This is a genomic window from Gilvimarinus japonicus, assembly GCF_042847215.1.
In the GTDB taxonomy this organism is placed as follows: Bacteria; Pseudomonadota; Gammaproteobacteria; order Pseudomonadales; family Cellvibrionaceae; genus Gilvimarinus; species Gilvimarinus japonicus.
The window spans coordinates 2,818,284-2,836,829 of record NZ_AP031500.1 but is presented as its reverse complement, the minus strand read 5'-3'; the positions used below and the strand labels follow the sequence as shown (position 1 = coordinate 2,836,829).

Annotated in this window: 16 protein-coding genes; 13 read left to right on the top strand and 3 right to left on the bottom strand. The window is 51.0% G+C overall.

Annotated elements, in window-relative coordinates:
- Positions 1 to 13: 13 nt before the first annotated feature.
- Positions 14 to 922, bottom strand: coding sequence for a histone deacetylase (locus ACGHAD_RS12060; protein ID WP_382418581.1), 909 nt, complete (start codon positions 920 to 922; stop codon positions 14 to 16).
- 47 nt (positions 923 to 969) lie between these two features.
- Between ACGHAD_RS12060 and ACGHAD_RS12055 the strand changes: the two genes are divergently transcribed.
- The gene (locus ACGHAD_RS12055) at positions 970 to 1,206 is read left to right on the top strand and encodes a hypothetical protein (protein WP_382418583.1); all 237 of its coding nucleotides are present in this window, start codon (positions 970 to 972) and stop codon (positions 1,204 to 1,206) included.
- Here the strand turns inward: ACGHAD_RS12055 and greB are convergent.
- Entirely contained in the window at positions 1,197 to 1,703 is a 507-nt protein-coding gene (gene greB, locus ACGHAD_RS12050) for a transcription elongation factor GreB (protein WP_382418584.1), read from the bottom strand. The genes ACGHAD_RS12055 and greB overlap by 10 nt on opposite strands.
- 2 nt (positions 1,704 to 1,705) lie before the next feature.
- Complete coding sequence (locus tag ACGHAD_RS12045) at positions 1,706 to 3,649, bottom strand: prolyl oligopeptidase family serine peptidase (RefSeq protein ID WP_382418586.1); 1,944 nt, start codon at positions 3,647 to 3,649, stop codon at positions 1,706 to 1,708.
- Between the two features lie 121 nt (positions 3,650 to 3,770).
- Between ACGHAD_RS12045 and tilS the strand changes: the two genes are divergently transcribed.
- From tilS to ACGHAD_RS11985, 12 genes are all read left to right on the top strand, one after another.
- Positions 3,771 to 5,114, top strand: a complete 1,344-nt coding sequence (gene tilS, locus ACGHAD_RS12040) for a tRNA lysidine(34) synthetase TilS (protein WP_382418588.1) — start codon at positions 3,771 to 3,773, stop codon at positions 5,112 to 5,114.
- Between the two features lie 826 nt (positions 5,115 to 5,940).
- On the top strand, positions 5,941 to 7,563 hold the full coding sequence (locus tag ACGHAD_RS12035; protein WP_041522728.1) for a CTP synthase: 1,623 nt from the start codon (positions 5,941 to 5,943) through the stop codon (positions 7,561 to 7,563).
- A gap of 56 nt (positions 7,564 to 7,619) precedes the next feature.
- Positions 7,620 to 8,486, top strand: coding sequence for a 3-deoxy-8-phosphooctulonate synthase (gene kdsA / locus ACGHAD_RS12030; RefSeq protein WP_382418590.1), 867 nt, complete (start codon positions 7,620 to 7,622; stop codon positions 8,484 to 8,486).
- A 104-nt stretch (positions 8,487 to 8,590) separates the two neighbouring features.
- Entirely contained in the window at positions 8,591 to 9,880 is a 1,290-nt protein-coding gene (gene eno / locus ACGHAD_RS12025; RefSeq protein WP_041522730.1) for a phosphopyruvate hydratase, read from the top strand.
- Between the two features lie 1,156 nt (positions 9,881 to 11,036).
- Complete coding sequence (locus tag ACGHAD_RS12020; RefSeq protein ID WP_382418592.1) at positions 11,037 to 11,381, top strand: hypothetical protein; 345 nt, start codon at positions 11,037 to 11,039, stop codon at positions 11,379 to 11,381.
- A 123-nt stretch (positions 11,382 to 11,504) separates the two neighbouring features.
- Positions 11,505 to 12,146, top strand: a complete 642-nt coding sequence (locus ACGHAD_RS12015) for a DUF5343 domain-containing protein (RefSeq protein ID WP_382418594.1) — start codon at positions 11,505 to 11,507, stop codon at positions 12,144 to 12,146.
- A gap of 2 nt (positions 12,147 to 12,148) precedes the next feature.
- Positions 12,149 to 12,742, top strand: coding sequence for a Swt1 family HEPN domain-containing protein (locus ACGHAD_RS12010; protein ID WP_382418596.1), 594 nt, complete (start codon positions 12,149 to 12,151; stop codon positions 12,740 to 12,742).
- Between the two features lie 145 nt (positions 12,743 to 12,887).
- Positions 12,888 to 14,444 carry a transposase gene (locus ACGHAD_RS12005; protein WP_390402740.1) on the top strand — a complete coding sequence of 519 codons (1,557 nt, stop codon included), beginning with the start codon at positions 12,888 to 12,890 and terminating at the stop codon, positions 14,442 to 14,444.
- Positions 14,445 to 14,623: 179 nt separating this feature from the next.
- Positions 14,624 to 15,349: a hypothetical protein gene (locus ACGHAD_RS12000; protein ID WP_382417071.1), complete on the top strand. Its 726-nt coding sequence runs from the start codon at positions 14,624 to 14,626 to the stop codon at positions 15,347 to 15,349.
- Between the two features lie 1,022 nt (positions 15,350 to 16,371).
- Entirely contained in the window at positions 16,372 to 17,232 is an 861-nt protein-coding gene (locus ACGHAD_RS11995; protein WP_382417271.1) for a hypothetical protein, read from the top strand.
- 465 nt (positions 17,233 to 17,697) lie between these two features.
- Positions 17,698 to 18,066 (top strand): GFA family protein, encoded by a 369-nt coding sequence (locus ACGHAD_RS11990; RefSeq protein WP_382417269.1) that lies wholly within the window; start codon positions 17,698 to 17,700, stop codon positions 18,064 to 18,066.
- A 51-nt stretch (positions 18,067 to 18,117) separates the two neighbouring features.
- Complete coding sequence (locus tag ACGHAD_RS11985) at positions 18,118 to 18,531, top strand: NUDIX domain-containing protein (protein WP_382417267.1); 414 nt, start codon at positions 18,118 to 18,120, stop codon at positions 18,529 to 18,531.
- Positions 18,532 to 18,546 lie beyond the last annotated feature (15 nt).

Below are 18,546 nucleotides of genomic sequence, written 5' to 3'. Positions count from 1 at the left end.
GTTTGATCTTGTTTTAAGCGCACCATAAATGGTGCGCCTGCTCCACCACCAAAGCGTGCCGCTTGGCCAGCGCTTTGCGGTCGTCATCGTAGCCGCCACCGATTACTGTGGCCACCGGAATATTATTTGCTCTGCACATGGTTAACACCAATCGCTCGCGCTCGCGAATACCTGACTCGCTCACCTGTAATAACCCCAAAGGGTCTTGGCTAAAAATATCCACGCCGGCATCGTATATAACTAAGTCTGGCTGTTCGCTTTTTACTAGCTGAGCCAGGGTGTTGGAGACTACCTCAAGGTACTCGTCGTCGGTGGTGTTAGGCGCAAGGCCAATATCGTAATCGCTGCGTGCTTTGCGCGCCGGAAAGTTTTTCTCGCAGTGAATCGAGCAGGTCACAGCCCGCGGCTCGTGGGCAAGTATTGCGGCCGTACCATCGCCTTGATGCACATCACAATCAAAAATTAACAGTTTGTTAACTTTTCCCTGCGCTAACAGCGTGTTTGCAGTAACCGCCAAATCGTTAATAATGCAAAAGCCCGAGGCAAAGTCGTAGTGGGCGTGATGAGTACCACCGGCTAAGTGGCAGGCAATGCCGTTGCTTAATGCCAAGTGTGCGGTTAGCAGTGTGCCGTTGGGCGAAATAAGAGTGCGTTTTTTTAACCCCTCGCTCCAGGGTAAACCCATGCGGCGAACTTCTTGCTTCGACTGACTATTCTGGCTAAAACGCTCGATATAATCCGGGCAGTGGGCGTTGTGCAGTACCGCCGCCCTTGCGCTGCCCGGCCTAAAGGTATTGTTGGCCGTGAGTATACCTTGCTCGGTTAAGCACTCATTAAGTAAACCAAACTTTTCCATCGGAAACCGGTGCCGCCCCGGAAACGGAAATGAGTAGGCGGGGTGGGTGACAAGGGGAATGGACATTCGCTTACAATGGCTCTCAGGTTTTTTCGATTATAGCAGAGGTTACAATGAACAACGCTAAACGTGCCGTCGCACTGATTAACGCGGGTGATTGGGATGGCGCCCACAATCTTGTGCAAGATGACAACGATAAAATATCGTGCCTGTTGCACGCTTATCTGCATCGCGATGAGGGCGATTTGGGCAATGCCGGTTATTGGTATCGGCGCGCCGGAGAGTCGTTCCCCGATAACACGCTTACGGAAGAGCTAGCCCGCCTCTCGCTTTTGGCCGATCAAGCGTAAGGTTTATACTCAATGGCGCTGATGTAATACACCTGCTCGGTTTCGGCGCCGTGTACCATAATTTCATCGTCCACTTGTTTTTTTAACATGGCCTGCGCCAGTGGTGAGTCCATACTAATTTTACCGGCGCTCACATCAAATTCATCGGGTCCGACTATCTGGTAGCAGCGTTCATTGCCGTTGTCGTCTTCGAGTGTCACCCAGGCGCCAAACAGCACACGGCTCTGGTCGTCGGGCAAGCGGTCGACAATGGTGAGTGACTCTAACCGCTTGGTTAAAAAGCGCACCCGCGAGTCGATCTCCCGCAGGCGTTTTTTGCCGTAGATGTAATCGCCATTCTCCGAGCGGTCGCCGTTTTTAGCCGCCTCATGGACAACTTCGGTCACCTTAGGGCGCTCAACTTTCCACAGCTCGCGAAGCTCGTCTTTTAAGGCACGGGCACCTGCTGCGGTAATATACGCCGAGCTCTTGGGGCGCGGTGGTCGCCAGCGTCCCACCTTTAAGCCTCTAGGCCGAGCACACGGCGGTAAAACGCCAGCTCTTTGTTAATGGCTGTTTGAATGCTGTCGGCGGCGCGAAACCCATGACCTTCGTTGGTAAAGGTGACGTACTCGTTGGCGATGCCTTTGCTGTTAAGTGCGGCAACCATAGCCTCGGCTTGCGCTGGCGGCACGACTTTGTCTTGTAAACCCTGTAAAAAAATCACCGGACAATTTAACTGCGCAATATGCTCAAGGGGCGATCGGTCCAGGTAGGTTTGTTTGGCTTCGGGGTAGGGGCCCACCAGGGTATCAAGGTAGCGCGATTCAAACTTGTGCGTGTCTTCGGCCAGAGCGGTTAAATCGCCAATGCCGTATAGGCTTGCGCCTGCACTAAAAGTATCGCTAAAGGTAAGCGCGGCGAGCACCGTGTAACCCCCAGCGCTGGAGCCGCGAATAATCAACTGCTCGGGGTGTGCCAGTTGTTGTTTGACTAAATATTCGGCGCCGGCGACTACATCTTGCACGTCGCTTACGCCCCAGTTGTTTTTTAGGCTATCGCGATACTCGCGGCCGTAGCCGGTGCTGCCGCGATAATTAACATCCAGCACGGCAAACCCACGAGATGTCCAAAACTGCAGTTTGTAATTTAACGCGCTGCTGGTGGCGCCCGTTGGCCCGCCATGGCACATTACAATTAACGGCGGCAAATCTCCAGCGGGGGCTTGATGGGTGGTATTGCACGGCGGGTAGTAAAAGCCGTGGCAGGTGTCGCCGTTGCCGGTGGGGTAGCTAACCGGCTGCGGGGTGGCTAAATCTTTTGGCTCGACGATATCCGCTTGCGAGCGGCGCACAATGGCTAATGGCGGCGCGGCACAGTGGCCGATCGACTGGGCTAATAAGTGATGCAATGCCGGCGCACGGGTCGAGTTAGCGCCGATAAACATTAGGTGGTCGGCGCTGGTGGCGATGTCGCTGATATGCGTCATGGGGCTTTTAAGGGCACTAAAACGATAACCCTTTTGGGTTTTCTTGGGAGTAATCAGCCCCAGTTGCCACTGGCCGTTTTGGCTGAAGGTGCATAGGATTTTATCGTCGCCGCAAAAACCGTACGTGGACATGCCAAACACCCATTGCGGCGTGGCAAACTCGGCATCCATCTCCAGTACACAAACCGCGCCGCGATCACTATGGCGGTACAAGTTCCACCAGTTGCTGCGGTCGCTGACAAAAAACAACTCGTCTGACGGACTCCAGCTGGGCTGAAATACCGACTCGTTATCGCCACCTGCAACCTTGCGCTGGTTTTTAAACTCCCCGCTATCGCTTACCTCGGCGAGCGTTAGCACAGTGCCATCCCAAGGCATGTTGGGGTGGTCCCAGCTTAACCAGCAGAGTTTGTCGGCGCGGTTATTAAGGCGTGGGTTGCTGTAAAAATCGGCGCCTGTGACCAATACCTCAACGGCTAGGTTACCGCTTAAGTCGATGGCGACTATCTCGTTGGCCGGCTCGCCCGCGCCTGTGTGATCTTCGCGCACGGCGATAAGGCGCTTGCGGCTGACATCTAAACAAAAGTCGGCATAGCAAAAATCGCCCTTGGGCGTTAGGGGGGCGGGGGTAAGAGAGTGCCCCTGTTTGAGTGGTATCTGGTAAACCCGTTGGTCGTGATCAAATACGGCGTATATTGCCTCGGCGGTTGCCAAATACGCACCGCCGCCGTATTCATTGGCGCGGGTGCGCACGCTGATGCTGGCATCTAATAGTTCGCGCGGCTCGCGCCCCAGTTGTTGGCGCATCAACACATTGCGACCGCCCTCGTCGGGGCGCGACTCTAGCCAGTAGGCAATGTCCTCGTGCAGTTGCGGCTCCGCTAAACGCACGGCGTTGGCGGTGAGGGCGCTGGCATCAATGGGTGAATCCCAGCTGCCGTACTGGGCGGTGGTGCTGACCTTGGTTTTACTCATAACGCTCATTTGTGTGATTGTCTTTTGGGGCTCAAACACTAGCGATTGTGGCGCCTAGGTGCAAGAGACGTTTTGTTACGGTCGCTTTTGCGTTTTAATGGGCAGCCAACGAGGACCCGCTATGACCCAAACTATTAACACAGCCATACTCGATAACCTGCGGCCAGATGCAGACGCGTGCGGCTGGGTGGGATTTAGTGGTGGGCTCGACTCGACTGTTTTGCTGCACTGGCTACGACAAGCGCGCCCCGTTTGGCCCTTAAAAGCGGTGCACGTTAATCACGGTTTGTCGCCCAATGCAGACCAGTGGCAGCAACAATGCGAGCAATTTTGTCGTGAGCTAGGTGTCGAGCTGCACGTGGTTAAGGTGGCGCTGGATACGGCGGCAGGCAACTTGGAGGCTTTAGCACGCGAGGCCCGTTACGAAGCGTTTACCCAAGTTCTTGGCGCGGGAGATGTGTTGTTGCTGGCTCAGCACCAGGATGACCAAGCCGAGACCGTGCTTTACCGTTTGTTGCGCGGCGCGGGCGCGCGGGGCTTGGCGGCAATGGCAACCGAGCGACCGCTAGGCGCAGCACGCTTGTATCGCCCCTTGTTAGAGGTGAGCCGGGCGGAGCTTGAGGCCTACGCTAAAGAGCACGCGTTAAGTTGGGTAGACGATGAATCGAATACCGACGTACGGTTTGATCGCAACTATTTACGCCACCGCGTCATGCCTGCTTTGCGTGAGCGCTGGCCCGCCGCGGCACGCTCACTGGCTGACTCTGCCGAGCTAAACCGCAGCAACGATACCTTGTTAAGCGAGTACGCCGCTGCCGATTTACAGGCTCTGGCCGAGCAAACTGTCGCTATGGGATTTTGCCTGCCGGTGGCCGCGCTTGGGGCTATGTCTGCGCCGCGCCGCCATAACTTACTGCGCTATTGGCTGGAGCTACGGTTTAACCAGCTGCCGACTCGTAAAGCACTGGCCGAGATCGACAGCCAGCTAGTGCAAAGCGAAGGTCATGGCGCCGAGGTGATTGCGGGGCCGGTAAGCCTGCAACGCTTTAATCAAAAGTTGTACGCCTTACACCTGCCATTGCAGTGGCAGCCGGAGCAAAGCCAACCGGCCATTGAGTGGGGCGATACGGCTCAGCTACTCATGCTGCCCGGCGGCGATGCCCTGACTTTAACGCCAGTAACGGGTGCGGGTATCGCCCCGAAATGGCTAAGCGCCGGCTTGCAAGTACAGTGGCGCGTAGGGGGCGAGCGCTGCCAGCCAGCGGGCAGGGTACACTCGCAATCGCTTAAAAAACTACTGCAAGAGTACCAAATACCCACGTGGCTGCGCCCCCGTGTGCCGCTGTTGTACATCAATGGTGAGCTGGCAGCCGTCGCCGATTACTGGGTTTGCCAGCGCTTTGCTGCCACAGATGGAGAGCCGGGACGGGAGTGTTGTTGGCAGTGGCCAGCCGAGAAGCTATAAAGTCTTCTGCTTTTACAGCCCTCTAGCTTATGCCGAGTTTAGCGACGAAGTGCCGCTTTGAAATCCCCTGCAGCCAGCCGAGTGCAGGTCTATTTTAGAGGGCCGTATCGACAGGCAGTCCTTTGCCTGACGATACTTGCGTGAGCGTCCTGCTCACTTACCCCCTAAGTAGACCTGAGCGAGGGGTGAGATCTAGCGCTTACAAAGCACTGCTTTGTGCGTAATCGAACGACAGTAAGCGGTGCTTACTGGCCGGACGCTTAGCGACGTAGGGCTGAGATGCCGGGGTGGCCTTTGACGTGAATGGATTCACTAATGCAGCGAGCGCAGGACGCGCGCGAGCTGCCTTTGGGGTACTTTGATTTGGCCAAACACAGAAAAGTGTCTCGCCACGCTCGGCGACACGGGCATATAAAATAAGCCCGCCTTTGGCGGCACAAAATGTCATGTGTCACACATATTGGCGACGCTTGCGCACACCAAGCTCGGGTTGCCCTCTCTGCCGCTTCGCGGCATTCACCTTGTCCTATTTGCTTAGCTCCTAAAACAAGCCTCCGTTCGGCTGGTTGCAGGGGATTTCCAAGCGGCACTTCGTAGCCGGTTGGTGCCGCTCTTTAAGGCGCATTTTTGTAAAGCGCTTTAAGCGTCTATTTTAACGCTTAGTAATTGAGCTTAAGCGCGCTTTCTGGTACTCTGGCGCCCCATCTCTAGGGCGGTTCTATACGGTTTTACCTGGCTCCTCGCAGCCGGTTTCGTACAGTTTTGGTCCCGCTTGCCGGCTTTGTGCTGGTTAACCGCATACTGATCAACCTCTACAAGGCTTTACATGACGCGATATATATTCGTTACCGGTGGTGTTGTTTCCTCGCTGGGCAAAGGCATTGCCTCGGCCTCTTTGGCGGCTATTTTGGAATCGCGCGGGCTGGCGGTCACCATCATGAAGCTCGACCCCTACATCAACGTGGACCCGGGCACCATGAGCCCATTCCAGCACGGCGAGGTGTTTGTCACCGAAGATGGCGCCGAGACGGATCTGGATTTAGGCCACTACGAGCGGTTTATTCGCAACCGCATGACCCGCCGCAATAACTTTACCACCGGCCGCGTGTACGAGACGGTGCTGCGCAAAGAGCGCCGTGGCGATTACTTGGGTGGCACCGTGCAGGTGATTCCGCACATTACCGACGAAATCAAGCGCCGTATCTTAGAGGGCGGCCGCGATGTGGACGTCGCGCTGGTCGAGATCGGCGGCACCGTGGGTGACATCGAGTCACAACCGTTTTTGGAGGCCGTGCGTCAGCTTAAAGTCGAGCTGGGCCCGCAGCACTCCATGCTGGTACACCTAACGCTGGTGCCTTACATTGCCACCGCTGGCGAAACCAAAACCAAGCCTACCCAGCACTCGGTTAAAGAGTTGCGCTCCATTGGCTTGCAGCCCGAGGTATTGTTGTGTCGCTCTGAGGTGTCTATCGACGACGACTCGCGCCGCAAAATTGCCCTGTTTACCAACGTCGCCGAAAAGGCCGTGGTACCGGTGCCCGATGCCAACACCATCTACTCTATTCCGCGTTTGCTGAATGAGTTTGGCCTGGATCAAATCGTCGTCGATCAATTCGGCTTAAGCTGCGGCCCGGCCGATTTGTCCGAGTGGGATGCGGTCGTCGATGGCAAGCTTAACCCCGAGCACGAAATTACCGTGGCTATGGTGGGTAAGTACATGGAGCTGCTGGACGCCTATAAGTCGCTTAACGAAGCCTTGAGTCACGCCGGCATTCACACCCGCACCCGCGTAAAAATTGATTACATCGATGCCGAGCGCATTGAGCAGGAAGGCGTCGAGATCTTAAAAAGTGCCGATGCTATTTTGGTGCCCGGCGGCTTTGGCAACCGTGGCGTCGAAGGCAAGTTGGCCGCTGTGCGTTACGCCCGTGAAAACAAAGTGCCGTATTTGGGCATTTGCCTGGGTATGCAGTCGGTAGTCATCGAGTTTGCGCGTAACGTGGTGGGCCTTAAAGACGCCAACAGCACGGAGTTTGACCGCAACTGTAAAGACCCGGTGATCGGCTTGATTACCGAGTGGACCGACGAGAGCGGCCGCGTAGAAAAACGCGACGAGCAATCGGACTTAGGCGGCACCATGCGCCTGGGCGCACAAGAGTGTCGTTTGGTGAAAGACTCTAAAGCCCGCGAAATTTACGGCCACGATGTGATTGTCGAGCGCCACCGTCACCGCTATGAAGTCAACAACAACTACGTTGATATGCTGCAGCAAGCGGGCTTGCGCATTGGCGGCTGGTCGTCGGATGACACCTTGGTCGAGGTGGTCGAAATTGCCGATCACCCGTGGTTTGTCGCCTGTCAGTTCCACCCCGAGTTTACCTCGACCCCACGGGACGGCCACCCGCTGTTTACCAGCTTTGTTGCGGCTACGCTTAAAGCCAAAGGCTAAAACACGATCATCCCGCACGCCTAGCGCGTTGCGGGATTTTACTTTAAGGAATCTCTGTGACTGATAAAACTGTTCGTATTGGCGGTACTGATGCCGGAAGTGTCAGTGTCGGCAACAACTTACCGTTTGTGTTGTTTGGCGGCATGAATGTGCTCGAATCGCGCGATTTAGCGCTGCGCACCGCCGAGGCCTATGTTGAAGCGACACAAAAGCTTGGTATTCCCTACGTCTTTAAAGCCTCGTTCGATAAGGCCAACCGCTCATCCATCCACTCATTTCGTGGGCCGGGTATGGATGAGGGTTTAAAAATCTTCCAGGAAATCAAAAGCACCTTTAACGTGCCGGTGATTACCGACGTGCACGAGATTTATCAGTGTCAGCCCGTGAGTGAAGTGGCCGATGTTATTCAGTTGCCTGCGTTTTTAGCGCGCCAAACGGATTTAGTGCAAGCCATGGCTGAAACCGGCAGCGTCATCAATATTAAAAAGCCGCAGTTTTTAAGCCCAGGCCAGATGAAAAACATCTGCGAGAAGTTTCGCGAGTGTGGCAACGACAACCTGATTCTGTGTGATCGCGGCAGCAACTTCGGCTACGATAACCTCGTGGTCGATATGCTTGGCTTTAGCACCATGAAAGAGGCCTCGGGCGGTGCGCCGGTGATTTTTGATGTGACCCACTCACTGCAGTGCCGCGACCCGTTTGGCGCCGCGTCGGGTGGTCGCCGTCAGCAAGTGGCCGAGTTGGGCCGCGCTGGCATGGCGCTGGGTTTAGCCGGTTTGTTTTTAGAGGCTCACCCCGACCCGGACAACGCCAAGTGCGATGGCCCCAGTGCCTTACCACTGGATAAGCTAGAGCCATTTTTAGCGCAGATGCAAAGCATCGATGCGCTGGTAAAAGCCATGGCGCCGCTGGAAATTAAATAGCGGCAGCAAAACCCGATTTTGTAACATCAGCACCACGTTAACCCGTTAACCTAATTTGTATAGTTAACCGACATTACTGAAACGACAATTGGAGCCAATCCCCAATGAGCAAGATAGTAGACATTAAAGCCTTTGAAGTGCTGGACAGCCGCGGTAACCCAACCGTTAGCGCTGAAGTGATTCTTGAGTCTGGCGCCGTAGGCGCGGCCTGTGCACCATCGGGTGCCTCAACTGGCTCGCGTGAAGCACTGGAACTGCGCGATGGCGACAAGTCTCGCTACTTGGGTAAAGGCGTATTAAAAGCCGTTGCCAACATCAACGACACCATCAAGCCTTTGCTGGTGGGAATGGATGCGACCGATCAGCGCGCGCTGGATAACGCCATGCTCGAAGCCGACGGCACCGAAAACAAATCTAAGCTGGGCGCCAACGCCATTTTGGCCGTATCTTTGGCCGCTGCTAAAGCTGCTGCCATTGCTAAAGGTGTGCCTTTGTACGCGCACATTGCCGACATTAACGGCACCTCTGGCAAATACACCATGCCAGTACCGATGATGAACATCGTTAACGGTGGTGAGCACGCCGATAACAACGTAGACATTCAGGAGTTTATGGTTCAGCCTGTAGGCGCAAAAACCTTCGCCGAAGCGCTGCAAGTAGGTGCTGAAATTTTCCACGCACTGAAGAAAGTACTGAACGAAAAAGGCCTGAACACCGCCGTTGGTGACGAGGGTGGCTTTGCTCCTAACCTGCCATCTAACGAAGAAGCCTTGGCTGTTATCGGCACCGCCGTTGCCAATGCCGGTTACAAGTTGGGTGAAGACGTGACTCTGGCACTCGACTGCGCCGCCTCTGAGTTTTACAAAGATGGCGAGTACAACCTGTCTGGCGAAGGCAAAACCTTTAACGCCGAAGGTTTCAGTGACTACCTGGCTGAGCTGACCAACAAGTATCCCATCATCTCTATCGAAGATGGCCTGGACGAGAGTGATTGGGAAGGTTGGGCGTACCAAACCAAAATCCTGGGCGATAAAATCCAGCTGGTGGGCGATGACTTGTTCGTAACCAACACCAAGATCCTAAAAGAAGGCATCGATAAGAAAATCGCCAACTCGATCCTGATCAAGTTCAACCAAATCGGCTCACTGTCTGAGACCTTGGACGCGATCAAAATGGCGCAAGACGCCGGCTACACCGCCGTTATCTCGCACCGTTCAGGTGAAACCGAAGACACCACCATTGCCGATTTGGCGGTTGCCACCTCAGCCGGCCAAATTAAAACCGGTTCACTGTGCCGCTCAGACCGCGTATCTAAGTACAACCGTCTGCTGCGCATCGAAGCCGAGTTGAATGGCAGCGCGCCTTATAAAGGCCGTGCGGAATTTAAAGCGTAAGACGCTTAAAATTTTTGCTAAGGCACACGTTTTAAATCGTGTGTCTTTTAAAGGGCCCTGTGCTGAGAAATCAGTGCGGGGCTTTTTGGTTTTTGGGGTTGTCTTTATGGCTGGGGTGCACGGGCAGGCCTCGGGCTGGGGCCGCACCTTGTTATCGTCATTCCGGGTTTGACCCGGAACCCAGTGGCTTTTGTGCCTACGGAGCAGTGTGGGTGCCAAACGATAGCATTGGTGGCTTATCCACTTTGTGTGCCCTCAGTCGCCGGCTAAGCTACATCGTCATACCGGCCTTGAGCCGGTATCCAGCGAGCGAAGTGCTATGGTGGCTTACTAGATCTGGTTATACGGTGGTATTTGGTTGGGCTGCCGCTAAAGCGGGCTTTTTTATATGCCCGTGTCGCCGGGCGTGGCGAGTTACTTTTCTTTTGTGTTGGGCAAAAGAAACCTAACGAAAAGAAAAGCCCACCCCGGCATCTCAGCCCTTCGGGTTCCCTCGCTCCGGCCAATTTTAGCGGGCCGCATCGACACGCCTTCCATGGCGTGGCGATACTTGCGCAAACGTCCTGTTTGCTTACCCACTAAAATAGGCCTGCGCTCGGCTGGCTGCAGGGGCCCCAAAAGCGGTGCTTCGTAGTTGGCAACCGCGCTAGTTGCATGTTTACTTACATCGTCATACCGGCCTTGAGCCGGTATCCAGCGAGCGAAGTGCTATGGTGGCTTGCTTGATCTGGTTGTATCGTGTTATTTGGCTGGGCTGCCACTAAAGCGGGCTTTTTTATATGCCCGTGTCGCCGGGCGCTGGAGGGGCACTTCGTCGCTGGCTGTGAATCTGCGTGTTGGTATGGGATGATTAACGCGGCACCCAGTATTCAAGGGAAACCCTTGAACGCCAGTTATAAAGTTGCGGTGTAAGAATAATATTTTCTAAATAATTCAATAGGTTAGTAGAGCTTGCACGGTGGAATAAAAAAGATTAAATTAAACCCTCAATTAACATTAGTCGCACTTTCCCCAGACAAGGAGCTGTCAGAATATGTCTATTTCCCCTGTGCTTTCAACAGACTCCATCTCCAACTTCATCCAGTTTCTACTGGGGATAGGGTGACAGGTGAAAGTGCGACTGAGTCGCATGAATTAGCTGTTAGGCATCATCAGTATGAGCACCGACGATCGACTTAAAATTTGGCGAGCGCTATCGGATCTGTTTCTAGATACAGAAATCGAAGACTATGTGTTTAAGTATATTGCTCGTACTATTTCTGAATGTGAGCTTTCCTTATCGGAGACAGAAGAGATACTTTGGTACGAGGTTTATCCTGTATTAGAGGGGAACCTTAGAAGTGTTGCTGGAGTATGGGAGGGGTGGCCAGATTCATGGTTACTTCAAAATCTACCAGCACCGGTTCGCCCAAGTGCTATTCACGGTGAGCCCTCAATAGTCAAAGAAATTAAACGGTGTTGGCAACAAGTAACGGAAGCCTATGAAGCACCAAATGCCTAACAAACACAACCAGCGGAACGGTTTTAAGCTGCTTTCGCTTCGCCACATCAACTTAAAACACGTCCACTGTTGTGGGCGTTAGAAGTACACGAATATCAAACACATCCGAAAAAGGAGATAATTTTGGCTGAAAATCTACCGTATAGCACTTCAGTAGGTACTTTGGAAAAGATGCTGGAGAAAATCAAAGCAGCACCCGCCCCCGAAAGATTCACACAAGACTTTGTCGGAACCAAGCTTTCAATGAAAGGGGGGACAGCGAACTCATGTATACCGTTTCTAAAAAAAATGGGGTTTGTTGCTGGGGATGGTTCACCAACTGACTTATATAGAGAATTTCGTAATCCAGCAAAATCAAGAGTGGCTGTAGGCACTGCTTTCAGAAAGCTTTATTCGCGTCTATACGAAATGAACGAATATGTGCACGATGAAAATGATCAAAATGTTCTAGGCCTAATTGTTGAATGCACTGGCAATGAACACGACAATGCAGCAACGAAATATACTCTATCTACATTCAATATGCTTAGAAAGCATGCTGACTTCGATAATGAGCAAGAGGAAGAAGACATTGTAGAGGTTCAACGTGAGGAGAATGGATTTAACCAACAAAATCCAGTTCAAGTAAATCTTCCTCATCAGCCAAGTCAAGGTAAAGGTATAAATCTCTCATATACTATAAATTTGAACCTTCCGGCCACTAAGGATATTGAGGTTTTCAATGCAATATTCAAGAGTTTAAAGGAGCATCTATTAGAGGATTGAATATGTCATTTGATGAAAAAGTTAAGTCATTTGGCATGACAAATATGCTAATTGAAACGGACCTTGAAAGCATTGAAAAAAAATTCAATGTTAGCTTGCGAGAAAATGATTTCTCAACAAGCGAAACGAAAGAGATAGAAGAAACTTATTTTCCGCAGTTTGAGGAAAGTCTCAGAGATGAGGCTGCTTACATGGCTAGAAACTACGAGCTGTTCTACTGCCTGGAAAAAACAATTAGGACTCAAATTTCAGACCTTCTTGAGGCTACAAATGGCGAAGGCTGGTGGAACGATACGATTGTTCCTCAGCATATTGTTGGTGAAGTTAAAAAAAGAATGCTAAGGGAGCGTGAAGCTGGGATTACTCCCCGCTCATTGGAACCACTTGATTACACAAACTTTGGTGAACTAGGTGAAATCATTAAGAAAAACTGGAGCATATTTGCCAGTATATTTAATAACATTAAGGCTGTAGAGAAGGTGATGTTCAACTTAAACTCTTTACGTAATCCTATTGCACATTGCAGTATGTTGGCAGAGGATGAAAAGTTAAGATTGGAGCTTAGTTTACGTGATTGGTTTAGATTGGGAGAGTAAGCTTCTAACAAGTTTAGGCAATCGGACAAATTACTCCGCCTTCGGCTCCGAAATTGGCCGTTGCTAAAGGCGTTGAGACTGTAGAAAAACTCCAAAAAATAGGTGTTTTTTGTTAAAATTGGCCATCGCATAAGGGATCATTGCCATGCCAAACTTCAAAAAGTATAACTACAGCCAAGATGCCATGGTTGTGATTAATTTCGAAGAGCAAATTCAGCCAAATACGTTTGAATTTACGTTACACCACCTGATCGATCAACATATCGACCTCTCAGCTTTCCACGAACATTATAATAACGATGCCGGTGGTCGCTCGGCGTATGACCCCGCCATTCTTCTAAAGATTATTTTGTTCGCCTATGCCAAAGGCATTACGTCGAGCCGAGAGATTCAGTGGCAGTGCGAGCATAATATTATTTTCAAAGCCCTTTCCTGCGACTCAGTCCCTCATTTTACCGGCATTGCGAGCTTTGTGAGTCGCTACCCGGAGGCGATCGAGTCTGTCTTTGAACAGGTTCTTTTGGTGTGTGACGAGCAGGGGCTTCTGGGCAATGAGTTGTTTGCCATTGATGGTTGTAACATGTCTTCCAATGACGCGAAGGAGCACTCCGGCACCTTGCCTGAGCTGGAGGCCAAGCGTGACAAAATACAACGAAAAATTCGAGCGTGCCTGAAAGAGCATAAAAAGCTGGATGGCCGAAAGCCCGCCGAGCGAGAAAGAAAAAAGCAGCTGGAAAGCGCATCAGTGACGCTCGGACAGGAGTTCGAAAGGATCGACAAGTTCCTAAAGACGGCAACCCCACGGATGGGGCAGGGTAAAAAACCAAAAGAAGTCAAAAGCAATATCACCGATAATGAATCGGCTAAGATGACCACCAGTAAGGGCACTATCCAAGGCTATAACGGTGTCGCTGCAGTGGATAAGAAACATCAAATCATTATTGAAGCGCAAGCGTTTGGCGAAGGCCAGGAGCACCACACACTAGAGCCCATGCTCAGCGGCATTAAACAACGCTACGCCCGCACCGGCATCAGCCCGGACATTCTCAAAGATCAAGCGATTATTACCGCCGACACCGGCTTCTCGAACGATGAGAACAATGAATACCTTCGCCGTGAAGGTGTTAATGCGTATATTCCCGACAATCAGTTCCGCTCACGAGACAAGATCTTCGCCCAACAGAAAGACAAATACGGCAAGCGCCACCGAGACACGGTAAAAGGCGTGAAGGCTGTAATTCCTGCTAGAGAATTTATCTTTAATAGAAAGAAGAAAACGTGTCGCTGTCCAGCCGGCAAAGAGATGTGGTTGAAAAATGAAGTCATTATCTCGGATGAAAAACGTAAATTGTTCTTTGAAGGAAAGCTGACTGACTGTCGCCACTGCGAACTCAAACACCAGTGTATGCGCAACCCAAGTTCGGCGGATACGCGAGAGGGGCACGGTCGGCAGGTTTCTATTACCTACACCAATGGTCGCACTGCGACCGACTGGATGAAGCGACGAGTGGACAGCCGATACGGAAAGGCGATATACGGCCATCGTATGTCTACCGTCGAGCCGGTTTTTGCGAACATGGGTACGCAAAAGAGGCTTAACCGGTTCTCGTTGCGTGGAAAAACGAAAGTTCAGGGGCAATGGCGGTTATTCTGTTTAGTGCATAACATTGAGAAATTAGCGAATTACGGCGCGATTGCTTAACCACAGCCTTATCCACAACCACCTAGGCTGCACCGCGCAGAATAGGTGATTATGTTAAGCGAATGTGGTTGAATGATGATCAAACAAAAATCAAAGAAGACGGCTGTGGGTATGTTTGTGAAAAATGTATTTCTACGGTCTCGTTAACTCTTTAAACATATGCGAGCTTCGTAAGCCATATGAATAAAATTCGGGATGATTTTACTAAGGAAACAAAGCGAATTCTCCAAGAGAGGGTGGGGAATCGCTGCACTAATCCAGAGTGTAGATGTTTAACTTCAGGTCCTAACTATGAGCCAGAAAAAGCTACTAGAATCGGAGTTGCAGCACATATTACTGCAGCAGCAGAAGGTGGACCCCGCTTTAATTCATCATTAAGTAACGAGAAGAGAAAATCGATCTCAAATGGTATATGGCTTTGTCAAAATTGTGCAAAGCTCATTGATAATGATGAGAAGATTTACACAACAAATATGCTTCTAGAGTGGAAGCAGGTCTCAGAAGAAAATTGTCGTCGAGAGCTAGAAGGTAAGCCCCCAATAGAATACCCACAAAAAGAGGGGTGGATTTGTTATTGGTGCAGGTCATTCGTCGAACACATGCAACCAGTTTGCGCTGCGTGTCATGCAGAGGTAGCTTATACGGCAACCCGGAAAGAGCGTGGTGAAGCATGGAGTACAGGGTTATTTGTTGGTGGCGGAGGCAGTTTGCTTTTCTTCGTATTATTGCCACAAATATTAAACGCTCAATTTGACTGGGCGTTGCCTATCGGGTTTGGGCTTGGCATTTACGCCTTGATAATCTCCGCAATTATTGCAGTAATATGCGGCGTTGTTTCCATTGAGCACAAGGAAAAGCAGTACCGGGGGCAGCCTCCGAGATTTTTCCGTAATACAATTATATGAGTTAACAAGCGGCTGCTGCCGGACAGTCAAAAGCTCCGGCCAAAAAGCGGCCTCCACTTTTGCCTGCCGCAGAGCCGGGCGTTAAATGAAAGTATGAATATACGCCATTGGACACAGCAGCTAGTATTTATAGTGTTACCGTTTATTTGTCTTAGCGCTATATTCCCGATTATATCTTGGACAGCATTGATATATCTATTTCATGGCGTAGAGGTATTAACAGGCTATCATGCGCCGTTGGTTGGCGATGCGGAAGGCTATGATCTCGGTGCAGTCTTAGCAACTTTAATGTACGTTGCTATTAGTTTCATACTGGTTGTAAGGCTTTATAAGAGGGTTTTGGGGTTTTCAATGTATAGCATTGCAATACTTTCTACTTTGCTGTCGTTTTACGTATTTAGTGCCGTTAGCACTATTATTTGGTTCTAACCGGTAAACATTTAACAAAGCGGTGCAGCCGAAACCCATTGCTACGCGCCAACCTGTGGGTTCGCGTTGCTCACTTTACCACAGGTCAGCGCTCCGCAACGGGTTCGTCTGACCGCGGCGTTATAGCCGGAAGGAAGCATGATTAAATATTGCCTATTATTGACCTTTTGTTTTTTCTGTTCTTCAGTCTTTGGGTGTGGGGACGATAAAATTCCCATTAGTGTCGTTAACAGCTATGACAAGATTCCCACAGATGATAAACGAGTCGAAATGCTAATTGTTGCACCACTAGAATTTGAGGGTTTTGAATTAAATTCAGCTGAGTTATTTGTTGGGGAGTCCATGACAGTAATGCATAAGTTTACTGACTTTGACGAGTATCCGAGCCGTGGGGTTTATATTGTTGTGGGAACTTTACCTTTCCTGAAAAATAGCTACGCAAGCGTCACATACGTCAATAAGGCCGTAGCGGACGGAAATGGTAACGTAGTATTTTCTCCGTGTTTACATAATCAGCGGGTAGATTGGGGTTTTAACAAGTAAAATCAGCGGATAAACCGCTGTTTTAGGCGTTAAGTTTCCAAGGTGAAACAGTGGAAATCACTACAGAGCATTTTGATAAGCTTCAATTCGGCATCAAGTCGCTGCTTGAGGGAGTGGGCCATCTTGTAAATGCAAGCGGTAACTATCCGCAAGAAGGGTCTGTCGCTAGTAATGAAATGCAGGTTGATGAGTATGCTGAAGAGGTACAGACCGTTTGCTCACAGGCGAGCTTATTAGCAGAGTCAGCAGGTGATCACGCCTTCGCCGTCTCTCGACTCCTTGAGCCCCCTCTCCTAACAGTTTCTCCTTGGACCTCGGTCCGAGGTGCTCTAGAACCAGCCGCATATGGTTGCTGGCTTATGGATCCTGATATAGGGGGCCGAGATAGAATCGCTCGAAGCCTGGCCTTTCGATACGGTGGATTGTTACATCAAAAAAAGGCGGCTGGCTCTATGGGCGATGAAAATGGAGTCCGACATGCTAAAGAACGGATTCAGAAGGTAACGGCGGACGCGCGGAGACTTGGATTCGAAGAAAAAACCGATAAGAAAGGGAGAATTTTAGGTGTTGCAACGACGCTACCCTCGTCAACCGAGTGCATTCGAGATAACCTCTTTAATGAATCCGGTTACCGTATCCTATCTTCCGTTGCACATTCGCATCCATCGGCGATGATTTCCGTGGCGTTTAAAGCCACGGACGAATCGAAGCCGTTGCTATTATCAAAGAATCTGTCAGTTGGTTCAGCTTGCTGGCTGCTGGTGACCGCAGCAGATGCGTTTTCTGCTATTGCTTGGAGGCAGGCGAACTACTTTGGGTATGACCTGGAAGAATTTCGTCAATCATTGGACACAATATACGATGGCATGGGTATCAGAAAAGAAAACCGGTTCTGGTGTGCCATGAATTAAGTTAACAAGGCCATTCACGCGACAAGCAAGTGGCGAGGATCAGGTGTTTGATTACAGCTTTAACTTTAGGGTTTCGGATAGCCCAGCTACGAAGTGCCGCTTTTAGATCCCCTGCAGCCAGCCGAGCTTAGTCCTATTTTAGCGGGTAAGCAAACAGGACGTTCGCGCAAGTCTCGTCAGGGCAGGGAAGCCCTGTCGAGACGGCCCGCTAAAATCGGCCGGATCGAGGGGACCCGTTAGGGCTGAGATGCCGGGGTGGCCTATTTTGGTGACTTTTCTGGCTAAACAGAAAAGTCACTCGCCCGCCCGGCGACTGAGGGCAAGCAATTTGAAAAGTGTACTGCAGCCAGTCGTATGCCCACCTAGCTTTGATTGTAAATATGTTCCGCTGGGTTGTCTGGGGTAGTGGTATTTCTAAACGCTAATTCGTGATGTCATTAATTTTTAGAGCTGGCAGGAGGCACTATGTACAAACGAAGCTGCTTATGTGGCGCGGTAACGTTTGAGCTTTTATCGGAGCCTAAAGCGACCTCCAGCTGTCACTGCAAGATGTGCCAGAAACAGCATGGTGCTGCCTTCGCAACATATTCAAGCTTGCCACAATCCGACTTTCGGTACCTGTCTGGTCAGGAGCAGCTAGTTTCCTACAATTCGTCAGGCAACATTGTTCGTAAGTTTTGCGGCGTATGTGGGGCGAACATCGAATGGGCTGGTAGTGCAAGTCACCCCGACTGGGTATCGGTGGCCGTGGCAGCCTTAGATACACCATTTTATCTATCGAGCATTAAAGAAGTTCATGCAGATTCTAAAGCATGCGGGTTGGTTCAAGGGTAACCAATTAAGTCGTCGTTAGCAGATATAATATTATACGCATTAAGGCTAAATATGGATAAAGCATGCCCAGTGGTACTTCGTAACCGGGATGGCCGAACCGAGATTCTCGTGTTTCGGCACCCTTTGGCTGGAGTGCAATTGGCAAAGGGTACTGTAGAGCCGGGCGAAACGGGATTGTCGGCAGCCGAGCGAGAGCTTTGGGAGGAAGCGGGTGTGCGTTTAAAGGCGGACCGATTGTTGCTTGAGTGGCAGCGGCGTCAGGGGGAGCCTGTATGGGGAATTTATCTAATGGAGACGGTCAACGATTTGCCTAATCAGTGGGAGCATTTTTGTGAAGATGATGGTGGCCATGTGTTTCAGTTTTTTTGGCACTCATTGAGCCAAGAACCAAGTGTGCAGTGGCACGCTGTTTTCGCAGACGCTTTACGGATGGTTCGAGAAGCCTTGGTAAGGGCGGGTAAGTAGAGCGGTAATCGTTGG